Annotated in this window: 9 protein-coding genes; all 9 read right to left on the reverse strand. The window is 70.8% G+C overall.

Features of this window, described 5'->3' with window-relative positions; genetic code table 11:
- Window positions 1-112 precede the first annotated feature (112 nt).
- The 9 genes from J5Y05_RS16385 to J5Y05_RS16425 all read right to left on the reverse strand — a co-directional run bounded on the left by J5Y05_RS16385 (window position 113) and on the right by J5Y05_RS16425 (window position 19,200).
- The gene (locus J5Y05_RS16385; RefSeq protein ID WP_210873051.1) at window positions 113-889 is read right to left on the reverse strand and encodes a 2OG-Fe dioxygenase family protein; all 777 of its coding nucleotides are present in this window, start codon (window positions 887-889) and stop codon (window positions 113-115) included.
- Window positions 890-947: 58 nt separating this feature from the next.
- Window positions 948-1,991, reverse strand: a complete 1,044-nt coding sequence (locus tag J5Y05_RS16390; RefSeq protein ID WP_307853945.1) for an aspartyl/asparaginyl beta-hydroxylase domain-containing protein — start codon at window positions 1,989-1,991, stop codon at window positions 948-950.
- Window positions 1,992-2,057: 66 nt separating this feature from the next.
- A complete protein-coding gene (locus tag J5Y05_RS16395; RefSeq protein ID WP_210873055.1) occupies window positions 2,058-3,347 on the reverse strand; it encodes an MFS transporter in 1,290 nt (429 codons plus the stop codon).
- Complete coding sequence (locus J5Y05_RS16400; RefSeq protein ID WP_210873057.1) at window positions 3,344-7,312, reverse strand: non-ribosomal peptide synthetase; 3,969 nt, start codon at window positions 7,310-7,312, stop codon at window positions 3,344-3,346. Before J5Y05_RS16400 ends, J5Y05_RS16395 begins: the two co-directional genes overlap by 4 nt.
- Window positions 7,313-7,321: 9 nt before the next feature.
- The gene (locus tag J5Y05_RS16405) at window positions 7,322-8,092 is read right to left on the reverse strand and encodes a thioesterase II family protein (protein WP_210873058.1); all 771 of its coding nucleotides are present in this window, start codon (window positions 8,090-8,092) and stop codon (window positions 7,322-7,324) included.
- Window positions 8,089-8,361 (reverse strand): MbtH family protein, encoded by a 273-nt coding sequence (locus J5Y05_RS16410; RefSeq protein ID WP_210873060.1) that lies wholly within the window; start codon window positions 8,359-8,361, stop codon window positions 8,089-8,091. Before J5Y05_RS16410 ends, J5Y05_RS16405 begins: the two co-directional genes overlap by 4 nt.
- A gap of 112 nt (window positions 8,362-8,473) precedes the next feature.
- Window positions 8,474-9,454, reverse strand: coding sequence for a helix-turn-helix transcriptional regulator (locus tag J5Y05_RS16415; RefSeq protein WP_210873062.1), 981 nt, complete (start codon window positions 9,452-9,454; stop codon window positions 8,474-8,476).
- A gap of 39 nt (window positions 9,455-9,493) precedes the next feature.
- Window positions 9,494-17,431, reverse strand: coding sequence for a non-ribosomal peptide synthetase (locus tag J5Y05_RS16420; protein ID WP_210873065.1), 7,938 nt, complete (start codon window positions 17,429-17,431; stop codon window positions 9,494-9,496).
- Window positions 17,432-17,448: 17 nt separating this feature from the next.
- Window positions 17,449-19,200 carry a condensation domain-containing protein gene (locus J5Y05_RS16425; RefSeq protein ID WP_307853947.1) on the reverse strand — a complete coding sequence of 584 codons (1,752 nt, stop codon included), beginning with the start codon at window positions 19,198-19,200 and terminating at the stop codon, window positions 17,449-17,451.
- Window positions 19,201-19,313: the final 113 nt, after the last annotated feature.

Consider the following 19,313-nt stretch of genomic DNA (forward strand, 5'->3'; position numbering starts at 1 on the left):
GGGCGTCAGGCCGGTACGGGAGCGGCAGTCGGTCCGCCGCGCGGCCTCGCGCACGCTCCCGTGGCGCAGGTCGGTCCGGTTGGTCCCGACGTGCTCCAGGCTCCCGGCGGTCTCAGATGTGCTGCCGCATCGGGGTGAAGTCGACCAGGATCACGGCACGCTCGCCCGTCTCCGGGCCGTCCCCCCGCCTGATGGGGGAGACGTAGTGGCTTACCTTCTCGTCGGTGACGCCGTAGGACTCCAGCGGCTTGGTCAGTTCGAACTCGGCCAGCGTCTCCCCCTCGGGGACGTCCTCGGGCAGCTTGCCCCGGTACTTCGGCGGCGCGATCACGTTCGAGCCGCCGACGACGTTGGTGCGATGGACCAGGTGCGCGAAGACGAACGGTTCGCCGTCCTGGTGGAGCTCGTTGGGCGAGGAGATGGCCTCGCTCCCGGAGTCGTCCACCGCCAGCTTGATCAGATGCACCCCGACGTGCAGCGGGAACGCCGCGTCGCTCCGCGACCATCGCGTCTGGGCGAAGTCGAAGAACAGGATCTCGCGGATGATCGGGTTGTTCCGGGCCGTCTCGGTCATGGCGGGCAGCTTGCGGAGCACGCCGACGTAGTCGGGGTTGTGGTCGGCCTGCCAGTAGCCGTTCATCCAGCCGCTCTCACCGAGGTGCGTGTCAGGTATCCAGCTGAACTCCCGCGACCAGGGGAGGAAGATTCCGCGGGCGTAGCGGCGGTTGCGCCCTTCCTCCGTCGCGTAGGGGTCCGGTGGCAGGTCGACGAACTCGGCGCGGAGGCTCTGGAAGGACGCGTCGGTCTCGGCTATCCCGAACTCCTCGGCGAGGTCCCAGCGGGCGTATCCGTTCTCGACGAGGGCGGGCGTCTCGGTCAGTGTCTGCATGGCTGTCCCCAGGCGGTGGTCGTGGTGGGTGGGTGGTGGTGGCCGGCGGTCCGGGCCGTCAGACCGTGGCGGGCCGGTGCGCCGGGCGGCGAACCACCCGGCGCCGGCGCCCGCGCCGGGTGGAGAGCTCCACGCGCGGGTCGTCGTCGAAGAGGTCGAGGCGGAGCAGGCGTTCCTCGCTCCAGCCGAGCAGCCGGAACTCGCCGGCGCCCAGGTGCAGCAGTTCCACGGGCGCGCGCCCTTCGACGCGCAGGACCAGGCCGCCGTCCTCGGCGGTCACTTCGGCGGCGAGGTCGCTCTCGTGGTCGTCGACGACGGGTTCTCCCCACTCCATGAAGGAGAACGGCACCGCGAAGCCGCAGCCGAACTCCGCGAGTTCACGCGACGTGAGCGGCAGCACGGGGCGGTAGTAGGCGATGTCGCTGGTGGGCAGGTCCGCTCGGAAACTGTCCGGGAACAGAGCCAGCAGCTCGTCGTTGGTGGCGCAGTCCGCGACCAGGTGGATCCGGGTGCGGTCCCCGGCGTTCCGCAGGGCATGCGGTCGTTCGAAATCGGCGTACCAGAGCGTGCCCGGCTGCCAGCGCTGCTCGACCCCGTCCAGCACCATGACCGCCCCGGGGTTGGTGACCAGCGGGATGTGCAGCCGTACGTAGCCGTAGGGGAGCCCGAGCGGAGTGTCCGAGTGCTCCTCGACAGACACACCGGGGGCCAGGGCCATCAGGCGGACGCTGCGCAGTTCGGTGCCCAGTTCGGACAGGATCTGACTGAGGTAGGGCGCCTTCGCCATCAGGGGCGTGTCGGCGAACCCGTCACGTCCCGGGCCACCGGGGTCGGTCCGCTGGACGTCTCCGCCCGGAGCACGCAGGGAGAGGACCTTCCAGTCCACGTCGGATTCCTCTCCGACGGCGCCGTCCTCGAAGGAACGCTGCAATGCCCAGAATTCGGAACCGCTGAGCGCCGCGAGATCCGCCTCCAACCGATCGATATCGAGGTCGTCCCGTAGCATCACCGTGGCCGGAAGGTTTTTCAAGGAGCTTATCTCTTGCATGAAGTCCTCGCTTGGATGAGCTTCGATGAGCTTTTCTTCGCTTTTTCTTGGCATGGAAATCTTACTTCTCGATCGCGTCAGAAAAAGTGTCTGCCGGGGGTCAGGAGCGGCCAGGACGCTTTAGGACACAGCCTTTTCCGTCTCGGCCGCAAGAAGGGAACCAACGGATTCGGGGAATTCACGCAGTTTCCGTATCGGGCTGCACAACAGAATGGTTGTTGCCAGTGTGTACAGGCCGGTCATCATCCACATCGTTTCCCGGACACCCGACAACTCGCCGAGGATGCCGCCGAGCAGTCCTCCGACGGCGATGGCGCCGAAGCTGATCACGGCCGCGCTGGCACTGATGCGCCCGATCAGGTCGGGTGGGCAATACCGCTGGCGGAAGGTGTCGGTGATGATGTTCGCCGCGACCACACCCGCGCCGGCACCGACACCGCCGACGACGAAGAACGCGAGGCCGGTCCCCGGACCGGTGAGCGGAAAGAGGAAGGTGAAGGGCGCGGCACTGCCCAGGCAGATCAGCACGGCCCGCGCGCTGCCGTACCGCCGGGACACGTGGTGCGACACCAGCACACCGAGGACGCCGCCGAGGCCGCACAACGTCAGCACCGCGCCGACCACGGCCTCGCGGGCCCCGACCGTCCGTACCAGGAAAGCCACTTCGATCGAGCTCATGCCGGTCAACGCGATGTTGGACACCGCGCTGAATACCGCGAGTGTGCGCAGAATGCGATCCCGGAAAAGGAATCTCAGACCGTCGCGGACTTCGGTGCGCAATCGGCGCCGCCGGACCTCCGGGGGCGGCGACGGGGGCGGCTCGGTGATCCGGATCGCCCGCAGACTGACCCAGGACACCAGGAAACTCAGCGCGTTGGCCAGCAGTCCGGCGACGGCGCCGAAAGCCTGGACCAGCATCCCGGCCAGGCCGGGGCCGATGACCTCGGCCGTCGACTCACTGCCCTGCAACCGCGCGTTGCCGGCCAGCAGTTCCGTGTCGGAGAGCAGTGTCGGCAGATAGGCACGTTGTGCGGTGGTGAAGAAGACGCTGGCGCAGCCGCAGATGAAGGCGGCCGCGAGCAGATGCGGAATGGTGAGTACGTCTGCCCAGGCCGCTATCGGAACGCTGACGAAGGCGGCGAAGGAAACAGCGTCGGAGACCAGCATCACCGGACGGCGGGGAAGGCGGTCCACCCAGGCGCCCGCGGGCAGACCGAGCAGCAACCACGGCAGATAGGCGACGGATGTCAGCAGTCCGACGACGAAGGTGCCCGCGTGCAGGGTCAGGACGGCGACGAACGGCAGCGCCACCACGGCGATCCCGTTGCCGAGCAGACTCACGCTCTCCCCGAACCAGAACAACCGGAACTCTCGCCCTCGCACCGTGCCTTGGCCGGCCTCGCCGCTCACCGCCCCGCCGCCGTGGGCCGAGGGGTGTCCAGCAGGGCGAGCTTCCGGGCGACGACGGCGCCGATCCGTGCCATCGGCTCCACCCGGGCTATCTCACCGTGGGCGCAGTCGATGTCGTGCACCTCGAGCGTTCCGGTCACGTGATCGCGCCAGGATTCCGGTGCGCGGGCGTCCGCCGGCCTCCCCTCCGTTGCGGACATGAACACCATGTCCCCCCGGTACGTCCGGGGCCGGAGTTCCCCGTAGATCCGGTCGTTGTCCACGAACACCCGGGACAGTGCGGCGGCTTCCTCACGCGTCAGCCATTCGAGCGTGCTGCCGGGCCGGCGGACCGTCCGCTCGTAGTCGTCGAAGCCGAGCGGTTCCCCGCCGCATGCGGGAAGGTCGTATCCCAAGGAGTCGAGGAGTTCGGTGAACGTCTCCGGACTGCCGTCTTCGAGCGGTCGGTAGCCGGGCACCGAGTCGGGCGGGTAGCCGTCCAGCAGTACGAGCAGGTCGACCTCGTCTCCGTCAGCCTGGAGGCCGGTGGCCACGAGGTGGGCGAGCACGGCGCCGAAGGACCATCCGATCAGCCGGTAGGGCCCTTGGGGCTGGACGGACCGGATCTGCTCCATGTGGTCCTCGACCATCCCGCGCCAGGTTCCGCCGCATGCCTTCGCGTCGGTGAGGCCCCTGGCCTGCAGGCCGTACACCGGATAGCCGGCGTCGATGTGGCCGAGCAGGCCCGCGTAACCCCAGCTGATCCCGGCGGCCGGGTGCAGACAGAACAGTGCGGGCCGGTCGCCTCCTGTCCGCAGGGGGAGCAGGGGCGCCAGCGGGTCGTGCCGCGCGCCCGCGCCCAGCCGGTCCGCCAGGTCGGCGGCGGTGGGCGCCTGGAACAGGTCCACGAGGGTGAGCCGGCCACCGAGCACCGCTCGTACCCGGGAGAGCAGCCTGACGGCCAGCAGTGAGTGTCCGCCCAGTTCGAAGAAGCTCTCCTCGGCTCCGACCCGGCTGAGCCCGAGCACCTGCGCGAACAGGTCGCAGAGCACCTCCTCGTAGGGTCCGCGCGGACCACGCGAGGCCGGACGGTGCGCGAAGTCCGGCGGCGACAGCGCGTCCCGGTCGAGCTTCCCGTTGGGCGTCATCGGCAGCCGGTCCATCGGCTGGAAGAACGACGGGATCATGTGGTCGGGCAGGATCGAGGCCAGCCGGTTGCGCAGCTCGCGCGGGTCGAACCCGTGGTCCGTGGCCGACTGTACGTAGCCCACGAGCCGCTTGCCGCCCGCCGCGTCCTCGCGTACGGCCACGGCGGCCTGCGCCACCCCGGGGCAGTCGGCCAACGCGGCCTCCACCTCGCCGAGTTCGATCCGGAAGCCCCTCACCTTGACCTGGTCGTCGACGCGGCCCAGATAGTCCAGCCGGCCCTGGCGGTCCCACCGGACCAGGTCACCGGTGCGGTACATACGGCCGCCCGTCTCCCCCTCCGCCACGAAGGGGCACGCCACGAACCGTTCGGCGGTCGCGGCCGGGCGGTTCAGATAACCGCGGGCCACACCGGGGCCGGTCACGTACAACTCGCCCGGCACACCGGGCGCGACGGGTCGCAACCGTTCGTCGAGCACGAAGACCCTGGTGTTCCCGATCGGCCTGCCGATCAGCGGGTGCGGGCTGTCCGCGGCGTCCCACCACAGCGCGTCCAGGGTGCATTCCGTGGGACCGTAGAGGTTGTGGCAGAGCGTGCCCGACGCCTCCCGGATACGCGTCCACAGCGACTGCCCGGCGGCTTCCCCACCGAGCAACAGCACCAGCGGCGCCCGTGTCCCGGACAGCAGGCCCTCGTCGAGCAGGTGCTCCGCGTAGGTGGGGGTGACGTCGAGGACGTCGACCCCGACGGCCCTGACGTAGGCGGTCAACGCGACGGCGTCGCGCCGGACGTCGTCGCGGACGACATGGAGTTCATGCCCCGCCAGCATCCAGAACAGCGCCTCCCACGAGGTGTCGAACGACAGCGAGGCGGTGACGGCGGACCTCAGCCGCCGTCCCGCCGCGGCCTCGGTGCGCGCGATCAGGCCCGCACGGTGGAAGGCGTACAGATTGCTGAGGGCCGAGTGCGGCGTCACCACACCCTTGGGCCGGCCGGTGGATCCGGAGGTGTAGATGACGTACGCGGCGCTGTCCGGCAGTACGCGGCACTTCAGGTCGGGCACGGGGCCGGACGGAGTCCCGATCCGGTCGGCGAACACCGCGGGCAGCTCGCCGAACCCGTGCGCCGCCGCGGTCGCGGTGTCCGTGACGACGGCGACCGGTGCGGCGTCGCGCAGCATGTGCTCGATGCGGTCCGGTGGGTATTCGAGGTCGACGTGCAGGTAGGCCGCCCCCGTCTTCAGTACCGCCAGCATCGCGACGACGGACTCGGCCGACCGGGGCAGGGCCAGGGCGACCAGTCGCTCCACCCCGGCCCCCCTAGCGCGCAGACGGCGTGCGAGCACGTTGGCACGGGCGTTGAGTTCGGCGAACGTGAGCCTCGTGCTCCCGCACACCACCGCGGTCGCTCGCGGTGTTCGCGCGGCCTGCGCCTCGAACAGCTCCGGCACGGTGGCCCGCGGCACGGGCCGGGCGGTGTCGTTCCACGCGACGAGGGTCTGGTGCCGGTGCTCGGCGGAGAGAGGGTCGGCGTCGCCGACGGGGCGTCGTGGGGCCGACACGAGTTGCCGCATCAGTCTGGGCAGGGCGTCGGCGATGTGGTCGACCGTGGCCCGGTCGAACAGGCCGGTCGCGAATTCGAGGGAACCGTCGATGCCGGCTGCTTCCCCGTCCGGCGTGCGATGCTCCCGGAAGTCGAAGGACAGGTCGAACTTCGCCACCTCCCAGTCCAATGGCTCATCGGTACAGGTCAGGCCCGGCAGCGAGAACGTCTCCGCCTCTCCCGCGGACAGGGTGAGCATGACCTGGAAGAGGGGATGCCGTGCCAGTGACCGTTGCGGGTTCAGGTCCTCGACCAGCCGCTCGAAAGGTACGTCCTGGTGGTCCAGGGCGGCGACATCGGCGTCCCGTACCCGGTGCAGCAGCTCGCTGAACGTCGGATCACCGGACACGTCGCTGCGCAGGACCAGGGTGTTCACGAAGAATCCGACTACGCCTTCCAGCGCGTCGTCCAGACGCCCCGCCACTGCGGTGCCGATGGGAATGTCCGTACCGGCCCCCAGCCGGGACAGCAGCACCGCGAGCCCGGCCTGGAGCACCATGAAGGTGGTGCACCCGTGGTCGGCGGCGACCGCGAGCACCCGGCGATGCAGATCGCCGTCGAGCTTCAGCGGTACACAGTCGCCGCGGTGGTCGGCGATCGCGGGGCGCGGCCGGTCGAACGGCAGGTCCAGTTCGGCGGGCAGCCCGGCCAGCCGCTCCCTCCAGAAGGCGAGCTGTGCCGAGAGCAGGCTCGCCGGGTCGCCCTCCTCCCCCAGCAGGTCACGCTGCCATACGGCGTAGTCCCGGTAGCTCACCGGAACCGGCGGCCACTGGGGTGACCCGCCCGCGGCCCTGGCACGGTACGCCGTGGCCAGGTCGGTGAGCAGGGGCTGCCAGGACCCCTCGTCGCAGGCGATGTGGTGGAGCACCAGCGCCAGCACGTGTTCCCGCGAGGCCGGCGCGAACAACGTGGCCCGGACCGGGAGATCGGCCGTGAGGTCGAAGCCGCGGTCGACGGCGGCGGACAACATGGCGGGGAGCCCGTCCCCCTCGCACACGACCACCTCCAGCTCGGGCGGCCGGGCGGCCACGCGCTGCACGGGTTCACCCTCCACAGCGGGGTACACCGTGCGCAGCACTTCGTGCCGGTCCGCCAGGTCGACGAGCGCCACGGCCAGGGCGGCGCGGTCCAGGTCGCCTCTCATCCGGACGACGAGCGGGCAGTTGTAGACCCCCGAACCGCCGTTCACGCGGTTCAGGAACCACAGCCTTCGCTGGGCGTAGGACACGGGGGCCACGGAAACTCCTCAGGAGGCAGAGCCGGTTGGGGCGAAAGCGGTCGAAGCGATCCGGCTCGGGAGGGACTGCCAGATCTCCGGGGTGTAGGAGTGGCCGCCGCCGAGCACGTCGTACCGGTACGCGCCGGAGGTCAGGGCGCTCCATCGAGCGGCCGCGTCGGTGCTGATCAACGGATCGTCGGCACCGAAGAACACCTGGAGCGGCACGCTCACCTCGGCGCCGCCGTAGACGAAGGTGTTGCGGACGTCGACGTCGGCCCGTATCAGCTCCAGCGCCACCTCGGTCAGGCCCGCGTGTTCACGCACGTGCCGGGGCAGCAGGCCGTGGGTCTCGAGCCACTCCAGGAGTCGCTCGTCCGGGTCCTGGGGTGTGGGAAGGAGTTCGCTGTCGGTCAGACCGCGGTCCGGGGCGTTGCAGGAGGACAGGACCAGTGCCTGGGGCCTCAGCACCTCGTCGCCGTCGAGCCGGGCGGCCACGTCGAAGGCCATCCAGCCGCTCATGCTGTGCCCGAAGAGGATGTACGGGCCGAGATCGGCTTCGCGCAGTGATCGTGCGACGTCGGTGGCCAGTTCGTCCCAGTCACGGGCGAAGTCCTCGGCGAACCGGCCCTCCCTGCCAGGGTAGCAGACCACGACCAGGTCCGTCTCCGCGGGCATGTGCCCGGTCCACGGCTGGTACGCGGCCGTACCACCGCCGAAGAAGCTCAGGCCGACCAGGGTCCGCCGGGCGTGCGGCGTCCGGTGCAGGGGTACCAGCGTGGTGTCCCGTGGACCGCTCACCGTGACGTCCCGCTGAACGCCGGCCCGCTGTCGGCGGTCTCCTTCGCGGCCGGCTGCCGGTGCCCGTCCATCGTGGCCGCCAGACTGGCCGGCCGCATGTCCGTCCAGTTCTTCTCGACATGGGCCAGGCACGCGGACCGCGTGTCCGCTCCGAAGACGGTGGACCAGCCGGCGGGCACGTCGATGGCCGCGGGCCACAGGGAGTGCTGCCGCTCCGCATTGGCCAGGACGAGATAGGAGCCGTCTTCGTCGTCGAACGGATTGTTCACGGAATTGTCCTTTCGAGGTGGTCAGGTCAGGGTGATCGAGCCGGGCCGCGGAGATCGGCCGAGCGGGAGTGACGTGGTGTCGGAGACGAGTGCGGAGCGGGCCCGCCGGTGGTCAGAGCCAGCCGCGCCGGGCGGCCTTGACCCCGGCCTCGAAACGGCTGCGGGCGCCGAGGCGCTCCATCAGGACCGCCATCATGCGCCGCGCGGTCCGGTGCGAGACATGCAGCCGACCCGCAGCCGCCGCGTCGGTGCACCCCTCGGCGACCAGCCTGAGCAGCGCCAGTTCCTTGCCGTTCAGGATGTCGTCCGTCGTCAGCCGCCCGGCGTCCAGCGGTGCGGCCGACGACCAGGTCTGTTCGAACAGAGCGACAAGCGGGGCGACGAGGCCGGGGGCGGCGACCTGGAGCGCGCCCGCCGCCGTGTTCCGCGGATCGAGGGGTACCAGCGCCACCGAGCCGTCGAAGAGGATCATCCCCGGCAGCGGCGCCGCGCAGCCGCGGAACTGGCCCCCGTTGCCGGTCAGCCACTGCACGTGCGCCAGGGTCGCGGCGTCGTAGGAGTCGGTGTCCGTGCCGACGGCCCGGATCGACACCGAGCGGCTCAGCAGCACCGCGTCATTGCGGCGCGCCGCCGAGAGTTGCGGCGTCGACCGCGCGCCGCCGGGCACGAACGCCAGCACCTCGCGGACGGCCTCTCCCGCCAGCCGGTCGACCCGGCGCTGCACCTCGTCCATCCCCATGAGCCGCTCGACCTGCTCGCCCCTGCCCGGCCGGCCGGAGCCGTCGGACACGAGCAGCCGGACGACCTCGGCGTGTGTCTCGGCGACGCGCCGCTGCCGGCGCATCAGCTCCTCGTGCTGGCCGGCCAGCGACTCCCGCAGGCTCAGGATCGGGTCCACCACCGCGAATCCGCCGGACACCTCCAAGGAAGGCCGGACCAGGCCGAGTTCGAGCAGCCGGTCGAGGCAGCCACGGACCAGGTCCGGAGCGGTCGCCAGCCGGTCGGCGATCTCCTCGGCGGCCGGCGGCGGCGACGCGCTCAGCTCCCGGTACACCGCTTCCTCCATCAGATCCAGTCCGAACGTGGTGAGCATCAGGTCCGTCTCCCAGGTGTGTCGGTGAACGCCCCACGGTCAGTGGGAATCGGAGGGTTGCAGCGCCGGCCTGGCGGGCCGGGCCTTCGCCAGGTACGCGGCGGTTCCGGCGACGGTCGGGGCCCGGAAGAGTTCGCGGACCGGCAGCTCCAGCCCCAGGGCCGAACGCACCCGGGAGATCAGCCGGATCGCCAGCAGCGAGTGGCCGCCCAGGGCAAAGAAGTTGTCGTCGAGACCGACCGAGTCCCGGCCGAGCACCTGGGCGAACAGCTCGGTGAGCACCTCCTCGTTCGCCGTACGCGGGGCAGTGGCGGTCGGCGCCGCGCTCGGCGCCGAAGCCGGGCCTGCGGCGGCGCCGCCGGACCGCCGGTCCTGGACGGGTGGTACGTCGAGGTCGGCGACCGTCCGTTCCGGGTCTCGGGCCACCTGCGTCAGCACCCGGCGCAGGCCCTCGGCGAGCCGCTCACCCGTCGAGGCGTCGAAGAGCGCGGTCGCGTACGTCAGGGCCCCGGTCAGTCCGGCCGGTGCTCCGTCCTGGTCGAGCCGCTCCTCCACATCGAGGACCAAGTCGAACTTCGCGGTGGCCGACGGAATGTGGCATTCGGCGGCCCGCAGTCCGGGGAATCGCGGACCGGCCGCCGCGTGCTGGAGCTGGACCATGACTTGGAAGAGCGGGTGGCGGCCGGGCGAGCGTGGTGGATTCATCTCTTCGACCAGCCGCTCGAACGGGACGTCCTGGTGCTCGTAGGCCCCGAGGTCGGTGGCCCGGACGCGACGGAGCAGCTCCGCGAAACTCGGGTTCGCCGAGACGTCGGTCCGCAGGACCACCGTGTTGACGAAGAACCCGACGACGTCGTCGACCGCGTCGTCCGTCCGGCCGGCGACCGGGGTGCCGATCGGAATGTCCGTGCCCGCGCCCAGCCTGCTGAGCAGGGCGGCGAATCCGGCCTGGAGCACCATGAACAGCGTGCAGCCGTACTCCTTGGCGACCGCGAGCAGGCTTCGATGGAGTTCAGGACCCCACGCGATGTCCGCGGTGCCCCCGGCGTAGTCGCTGGTCCCGGGCCGGGGCCGCTCCGCCGGTAGGGTCAGTTCCAACGGCAGGTCGGCCAACTGGGCTCGCCAATAGACCAACTGGCAGGCCAGCAGGCTGCCCTCGTCCTGCTCGGCGCCCAGCAGATCCCGCTGCCACAACGCGTAGTCGGCGTAGTGCACCGGCAGTTCGTCCCACTGCGGGGCGTCGCCCAGCACGCGGGCGGCGTAGGCGGCGGAAAGGTCGCGCATGAGCGGTCCGAGCGACCAGCCGTCGCAGATGATGTGGTGGAACACCAACAGCAGGACGTGATCCTCCTGGCCCGTCGTGAACAGGTGGGCGATCGCGGGAGGCTGTGCGGCCAGATCGAAGGGATGGTCCGCGGCCACCCGGATCGCCGCCTCGACCTGGGCCTCGGGCACCTCGCGGTGGACCAGTTCCGGCCGGATCTCTCCCGGCGCCGACACCGACTGCGCCGGGAGGCCGTCACGGTCGACGAAGACCGTCCGCAGACTCTCGTGCCGGTCCGTGACATCGGACCACGCCTGTTCGAGAGCGTCCCGGTCCAGCGGGCCGGTCAGGCGCAGAGCGACGGGGAGGTTGTAGCTGGTGCCCGTTTCCTCCCACTGGTCGAGGAACCAGAGCCGCTGCTGGGCGTAGGACAGCGGCAGGACGTCCGGGCGCCTTCCCGCGCGGAGCGGCGGCCTGCCGGGATGCACGTCGCCGAGGCTGTCCGCCAGCCCGGCCACGGTCGGCGTGCTGAACAGCAGACGGGCGGGCAGTTCCACGCCCAGCGCGGAGCGTGCTCTGCTGCTCAGCCGCACGGCCAGCAGGGAGTGGCCGCCGAGGTCGAAGAAGCTGTCGTCGATGCCCACCGTGTCACGGCCGAGCACTGCCGCGAACAGCCCGCACAGAAGCTCCTCGCGGAGGTTGCGCGGTGCGCGCCGGGCGTCGGTCGGGTAGACCGGTTTGGGCAGCGCGGCGCTGTCGAGTTTTCCGTTCGGTGTCAGCGGCAGTTCGTCGATCACCACGATCGCGGCGGGCACCATGTGGTCCGGCAGGTTCTGCCGTGCGTACTCGCGCAGCCGTCGCACGTCGAGTTCCGTGTTCCGGGCGAGCACGTATCCGACGAGCCGGCTGTCGCCCGGCCGGTCCTCGCGCAGGACCGCCACCGCGTGCGCGACGCCCTCGTGGCGGGCCAGTGCCGCCTCGACCTCGCCGAGTTCGACACGGAAACCCCGGATCTTCACCTGGTCGTCGGCCCGGCCGAGGAATTCCAGCGCGCCGTCGTCGGTCCACCGGACCAGGTCGCCCGTGCGGTACATGCGCTGTCCCGCCCTGAACGGGTTCGCCACGAACCGCTCCGCGGTCAGGCCGGGACGGTTCACATAGCACCGCGCCAACTGAGCTCCCGCGACGTACAGTTCACCGATCACCTTCGGGGGGACGAGACGCAGGTCCTGGTCGAGGACAAAGACGTCCACTCCGGGGATCGGACGGCCGACAAGGGGGCGGTCGCTCTCGTCCGACGTCCAGAAGAGGGAGTCCACCGTGGTCTCGGTCTGTCCGTAGATGTTGTAGACGGTGATCCCCTCGGCCTCCCGGATCCGTGTCCACAGCTCCTCGCCCACCGTTTCCGCACCGGTCATCAGCACCGCCGGCGGTGTTCCGGCGGGGTCGAGCATGCCCTGCTGGATCAGCTCTTCGGCGTAGCTGGGCATCACGTCGAGAGCGTCGATGCCGCACCGCTGCACGTACTGGGCCATGGCGGCGGGGTCGCGGCGGGTGTCGTCGCCGATCAGGTGGAGTTCTTGGCCGACGGCCTGCCACAGCAGACCGACGACCGAGGTGTCGAAGGAGAGGGACGCGGTCAGAGCCATCCGGCAGCGCCGCGGGCCGCGGGTCCGCTCGGCGGTGGCGATGACCTCCTCGCGATAGAAGGCCAGCAGATTGGCCAGCCCGCCGTGCGTCACCATCACCCCCTTGGGCACGCCGGTCGACCCCGAGGTGTACACGACGTATGCCGGATGATCGGCGGCGAGCGCGACCTCTAGGTCCTCGGGCAATTCGCCGTCGAGGGCGGGGCTGTCGACGAGCACCGGTTCGCGCACGGGCAGCGACCCGGCGGACTCCTGGTCGGTGACGACCAGGGCGGCGGCGGAGTCCTCCAGCAGGTGGGCGATCCGCCGAGCCGGGTACGCCATGTCGACGAAGAGGAACGCGGCGCCCGCTTTCAGCACCGCCAGGAGCGCGACCACCAGATCCGTGGACCTGGGCAGGGCCACCGCCACCACTCGGTCCGGGCCGGCCCCCCGACGCACGAGGTGGCGGGCGAGCCGGGTGGCACGGGCGTCGAGTTCGGCGTAGGTCAGCGCGGTGTCCTCGAAGACCAGCGCCCTCGCGTCCGGCGTGCGGGCGACCTGCTCCCGGAACGCGTCGGGCAGGAACACGGGGCGCGGTGCGAGCGCGGGCACGGGACGCGCGGCGAGAAAGCGCCGGCGCTCCCCGTCCGAGAGCACGTCGACGGCTCCGACAGGCCGTTCCGGGTCGGCGAGCACCTGTTCCAGCAGCCGTCGCAGCCGCGTCACGAGCTGTTCGGCGGTGGTCCGGTCGAACAGTTCCTCGGCGTACTCCAGATAGCCGGTCAGCCCGGCCGGCGCGCCCCGGTCGTCGCGTCCGTCCACCAGTTCAAGACTGAGGTCGAACTTGGCGACGTCCCAGCTCACCGGGGCCTGCTCGGCCTCCAGTCCGGCAAAGTCCGGGGTGGCGGTGTCGGCGGGCTGAACCTGGATCATGACCTGGAACAGGGGGTTCTGGGACAGCGACCGCTCGGGCCGCAGGACTTCGACGACCCGCTCGAAGGGGACGTCCTGGTGGGCGAACGCCTCCAGGTCGGTGTCCCGGACCCGTCGCAGCAGTTCGGTGAACCCGGGATCGCCGGCGGTGTCGGTGCGCAGCACCAGCGTGTTGACGAAGAACCCGACCAGGTCGTCGAGCGCGCTGTCCGACCGGCCGGCCACCGGGGTGCCGAAGGGGATGTCGGTGCCCGCGCCCATCCGGGTCAGCAGCGCCGCGAACCCCGCCTGCAACACCATGAACAGCGTGCAGCCCGCGGACCTGGCGAGATCGAGCAGCCTGCTGTGCAGCTCCGGCTCCCAGCGGACGGCCACGGTCCCGCCGGACTGCGCCGCCACCGCGGGGCGCGGCCGGTCGACCGGCAGGGTCAGCTCCGCCGGCAGCTCGTCCAAATGGTGCCGCCAGTAGTCGAGCTGACGGGACATCAGGCTATTGGTGTCCTCGGGGTCGCCGAGCAGCTCTCGCTGCCACAGTGTGTAGTCGGCGTAGCGCACGGGCTGGGGCGGCCAGTCCGGTGCGCTCCCGGCGCGTCGGGCGGTGTACGCCAGGGCGAGGTCCCTCAGCAGCGGACGCAGGGACCAGCCGTCGGCCGCGATGTGCTGAACGACCAGCAGCAGCACGTGCTCCTCCGGGGCCGGCACGAACAGTGTGACCCGGACGGGCACATGCGCGGTGAGGTCGAACCGGTGGCGCACCCGCTCCGCCATGGCGTCGGCGAGGTCCGGCGGCGCCACCTCGACGACCTCGATCCCGGGAACCGAGTCCAGGGTGACCGGGTGCGGCTCGCCGCCTTCCTCGGGGAAGATCGTGCGCAGGCTCTCGTGCCGCCGCGCCACGTCGGCGAGCGCCTCCTCCAGGGCGCCCCTGTCCAAGACGCCGGTGAGACGGAGCGCCACGGGCACGTTGTACGTTCCTTCGTCGCGCTCCATCCAGTTCAGGAACCACAGACGCCGCTGGGCGTACGACAGCGGTACGGGCTCCGCTCCCCTCCGCGCGGTCAGCGCGGGGCGCGCGGCTCCGGTCAGCCGGGCCAGTCCCGCCACCGTGGGTTCGGCGAACAGGTCCCGGATCTCGAACCCCTCCCCGAGGACCGACCGGATGCGGGAGAGCAGCCGCAGCGCCAGGAGGGAGTGCCCTCCCAGGTCGAAGAAATGGTCGTCGATCCCCACACGGGGCACCCCGAGTACTTCCGCGAAGAGTTCGCACAGGATCTCCTCCCGCGGACTCCGCGGCTCCCGCACGGTGTGCGCGGCCCGGTCCGGCTCCGGCAGCGCGGCCCGGTCGAGCTTCCCGTTCATCGTCGTCGGCATGGCCTCGACCAGGACCACCGTGGCGGGGACCATGTAGTCGGGCAGGCTGTCCGACAGGAACCGGCGCAGTTCCCGGTCCGTGAGGCCCGGTGCCCGGGGCACGGCATACGCCACCAGGCGCTGGTCGCCCGGCCGGTCCTCCCTGAGGGCGACCGCCGCTTGCACCAACGCGGGGTGGCCGGCCAGCACCGCCTCGATCTCGCCGAGTTCCACGCGGAAGCCACGGATCTTCACCTGCGCGTCAACGCGGCCGACGTACTCCAGTTCCCCGTCCGCGGTCCACCGGGCCAGGTCACCCGTCCGGTACATGCGCTCCCCCGCCGAGAACGGGCAGGCCACGAACCTCTCGGCGGTCAAGGCGGGACGCCCGGTGTATCCCCGGGCGAGCTGGACCCCGCCCAGGTACAGCTCGCCCACCACTCCCGGCGGCACCGGCCGCAGCCCGCCGTCCAGCACGTATGCCGACACATTGGCCAGCGGCCGGCCGATCGGCACCGTACTTCCCTCGTCGCCGCGCCGGCACTGCCAGGAGGTCACGTCGACAGCGGCCTCGGTCGGTCCGTAGAGGTTGTGCAGTTCGCAGGAGCCGAGCGTGTCGAAGAGTGCGCGCCGTGTCTGTGCGGTCAGGGCCTCACCGCTGCAGATGATCCGGCGCAGGCCCGTGCAGCCGGCCGCGCCGGGCTCCCGGAGGAACGCCTGCAGCATCGAGGGCACGAAATGCGTGACGGTCACCGATTCACGCTGGATCAGCTCGGCGAGGTAGGCGGGATCGCGGTGTCCGCCGGGCTTCGCCAGCACCAGGGTCGCCCCGGAGATCAGCGGCCAGAAGAACTCCCACACCGATACGTCGAAACCGGCCGGGGTCTTCTGCAGGACCCGGTCGGCGCCGGTGAGCCGGTACTCCGCCTGCATCCACAGCAGACGGTTGACGATGGCGGCGTGCGGGACCACGACCCCCTTGGGCCGTCCGGTCGATCCGGAGGTGAAGATGACATAGGCGGAGTGCGCCGGGAGCGGTGGCACCGGCCGGACGGAGACCGGGGCGATCCGCTCGTCGAGCAACAGCTTCGGCGTGGGGCCGGGAAGGGCTCCGGCGTTCTCGGAGTCGGTCAGCGCGAGTATCGGCCCGGCGTCCGCGACCATCGCGGCGATCCGCCCGGTGGGGTGGTCCGGATCCACCGGAAGGTAGGCCGCGCCCGCTCTGACGACAGCGAGGATCGCGACCACCAGTTCGACCGAGCGAGGCAGTGCCACGGCCACGACCCGGTCGGGGCCCGCGCCTCGGTGGGCGAGCTGCGCCGCCAGCAGCTCCACGCGTCGGTCCAGCTCGGCGTAGCTCAGTCGCTCGTCGGGCGCCAGCAGCGCCGTCGCCTCCGGAGTGCGCCGGACCTGCTCCGACCATAATTCGGCGAGCGTCACCCCGGGCAGCTCGACCGCGGTGTCGTTCCACGTGTGTACGACCTGGTCGCGCTGCTCGGGCGACAGCATGGTCAGCGCGGAGAGCGGTCGGTCGGGGTTCTCCGCCACCTGTTCGAGGAGCAGCACCAGCCGGTCGGCCAGCTCGGCCGCCCGGTCCGCGGTGAACAGGTCCGGGCGGTAGTGCAGGCGCAGCGCGAGCCGCTCGCCCGGTTCGACGGCGAGGGTCAGCGGATAGTGCGCGCTGTCCCGGAAGGTGACGCCCACTTCCAGTTCACCATCGGGTGAGTCGACCTTGTAGTCGTGCATCGGGAAGTTGTCGAAGACCACGTTGGTGTCGAAGAGCGCGGTGGGGAGCCCGGTCAGGCGCTGGATCTCGGTCAGGCCGAGGTGATCGTGGTCGAGCGATGCGGCGCGTCCCGCCTGGATCTGCTCGAACAGCGCGCTCACCGAGGCCGCCGGGTCCAGCCGTACCCGTACCGGAACGGTGTTGATGAGCATGCCGATCATCGAGTCCGCGCCGGTCAACTCTGCCGGACGGCCGCTGACCGTCGAGCCGAACACCACGTCGTCGCGTCCGGTGAGCGAACCGACCAGGAGGGCCCAGACCCCTTGGCACACCGTGTTGAGCAGGACGTGGTTCCTGCGGGCGTACGCGGTCACCAGCGCCGTCGTCTCCTTCGGGAGCAGCACCGCGACCTCCTCGGGCGGCGGACCGCTCCGGGAATCGGCGGACGCGACGAACGTGGGCTCGGCGACCCCCTCCAGGGCCGCCGCCCAGTGCCGCTCCGCGCCGACCCGGTCCTGTCGCGCCAACCATGCCAGGTAGTCCCGGTACGGACGCACCGGCGGCAGGCCGGCGGTGCCGCCCGCCCGGGAGTACACCGCGAACAGCTCCTGGAACAGCAAAGCGAAGGACCAGCCGTCCAGGAGGAGATGGTGGGCCGTCACGAGCAGCCGGTGGTGGCGGTCGGTCCGCCGGACGAGGGTGAACCTGATCAACGACGATCCGCCGACGTCGATGCCCCGGTCCCAGTCCTGCTGGGTCAGTTCGGCGATCCGTTCCGGTGTGTCGTCCTGACCGGTCTCGATCTCCCGCCAGTCCAGCGGGACATCACGGCGGACCACCCGTATCGGTTCCCCTGTCTTTCGGTACCGGAATCCGGACCGCAAGGTGGCATGGCGCCGCATCACGGTCTCCGCGGCCGCCCTCAGCAGCGCGGAATCCACCGGCCCGTCAAGGTCCACGGCGAATTGCGCGAGGTAGGGGCTGTGCTTTTCCCGGTCGAACAGCGCGTGAAAGAGAAGGCCCTCCTGCAAGGGTGACAGGGGAAGGATGTCCTCGACCGCCGATTGGTTCATCTTCAGTGTCAACTTCCTCAGGAGGCCCGCAGTTCGGATTCGATCTCTTCGATTTCGTGCTGGCTGAGTGAGCTCAGGGTCAGGTCGGACGGGGTGAGTCCGCCCGCTCCGGGTTCGCGGGCGTGCGCGACCAGGGCCCGGAGCATCCGGAACCACCCGTCCGCAAGCTCGCGGGTGTCCGCCTCGGAAACGACGCTGTCGGCCCAGGTCCAGGTGGCCCGCAGCACCGGGCCTTCCGCCCCGTCCACGGTGGCCACGTTGACCTCGATGCTGTGGGCCATCGGCATCCCTGATCCCGTGTCGTCCAGTCCGGTCCCGTACTCCGCTACGACCGACCAGTCGGCGTCGTCCGAGACCTCGAAACGACCCAGGTAGTTGAAGACGAATTCCGGCTGGGCCGCCTTCTCCAGCAGCTCGCCCGTCTCCGGATTCAGATAGCGAAGGAGGCTGTACCGGACTCCCTTGTCGGGAACGTCGCGCACCTGCTCCTTGACGCGCTTCACCGCGTTCCCCACCGCAGTCCCGGTCGCGTGCGCATCCGTCCGGTCCGGTTCACCCAGGTCGAGCCTGATCGGGAACAGGCTGGTGAACCAGCCGACGGTCCGGCAGAGGTCCACCTCCGCGAGTGCGTCCTCCCTGCCGTGTCCCTCCAGGTGCAGCAGTGCGGTGCCGTCGCCGACCGTGCCGCGTCCGCGGTGCCAGTCGCCCAGCGCCAGTGCGAGACCGGCGAGGAGTACGTCGTTGATGCCGGCGTTGAACAGCGACGGCACCGTGGTCAGCAGCGCCTGCGTGAACTCGGCCGGCAGGGACTCGGTGAAACTCCGGTCCCGGCTCTCCACGTCCTGCCCCGGCACCCTCACCCGGTCGCCGAACCGGTCGGCGCCGGGGCGCAACCGATGGAGCCAGCCGGGGAGTTCGGCCATGGCGGCCTGCGTGTGCGCCTGCTCGGCGAGGATGTGGGACCAGCGGCGGAACGAGGTCGGCACCGGATCGAGAGTGATCGCCGTACCCTGCTCGACCGCCTGCCAGGCGCTCGCGAGATCGGCGGCCAGGATGCGCCAGGAGAGCGAGTCGACGGCCAGGTGATGGACGACCAGGGCGAGCACGCCCCGGCGATCCGGTCCGGCGTCGAACCACACGGCCTGGAGGACGTTGCCCTCCCGGGGGCGCAGCCTGTCGCGCGCCGCGTCCGACTCCTGTCGCACCAGCCCGGCCCAGTCCTGTTCGGGGTGCCCGGCCACGTCGATCCGCCGGACGGCCGAGGCCGCGTCCACGGCGCCCACCCGCAGGGTCTCCAGCTCCCAGTCCGCCTCGTCGCCCGGCACGGACAGCCGCAGGCGCAGGACGTCGTGGTGGTCGAGCAGGGCCTGCACCATCGACATCAGACGGGGTTCCGTCAGCCCTGAAGGCGTACGCAGGACCGCGAACTGGTTGTAGGTGTCGACCACGCCACCGCGTTCCCGGAACCAGTGCATGATCGGCGTGGTGACGACCGGTCCCACGCCGCTGTCCGCGACGGGCGCCTGCTCCTGGTCCAGCGGAGTCGCCGTCTGTGCCAGTGCTTCCATGTCCCGCCGCGTCAGCACATCGCCGACGGTGATCCGCAGACCGGCTTTCCGTGCCCGGCTGACGAGTTGCATGGCGATGATGCTGTCTCCGCCGAGCGCCACGAACCCCTCGTCGATCCCGACGCCGCTCACCCCGAGGACTTCGGCGACGAGTTGGCACAGGACACGCTGGTGCGGGGTGACCGGGGCTCTTCCGGCCACACGCGAACTCGCTTCATCAACAGGGCTGTCCACGTATTCCCTCATTCCGGTCCGGTCTGGAATGGGAACGAAGTTAGCCAGCGGCGCTCGCCGTCGGCGGCAGTCGGAGCGGC

It is taken from the genome of Streptomyces tagetis, from assembly GCF_018069565.1.
Taxonomy (GTDB): Bacteria; Actinomycetota; Actinomycetes; order Streptomycetales; family Streptomycetaceae; genus Streptomyces; species Streptomyces tagetis.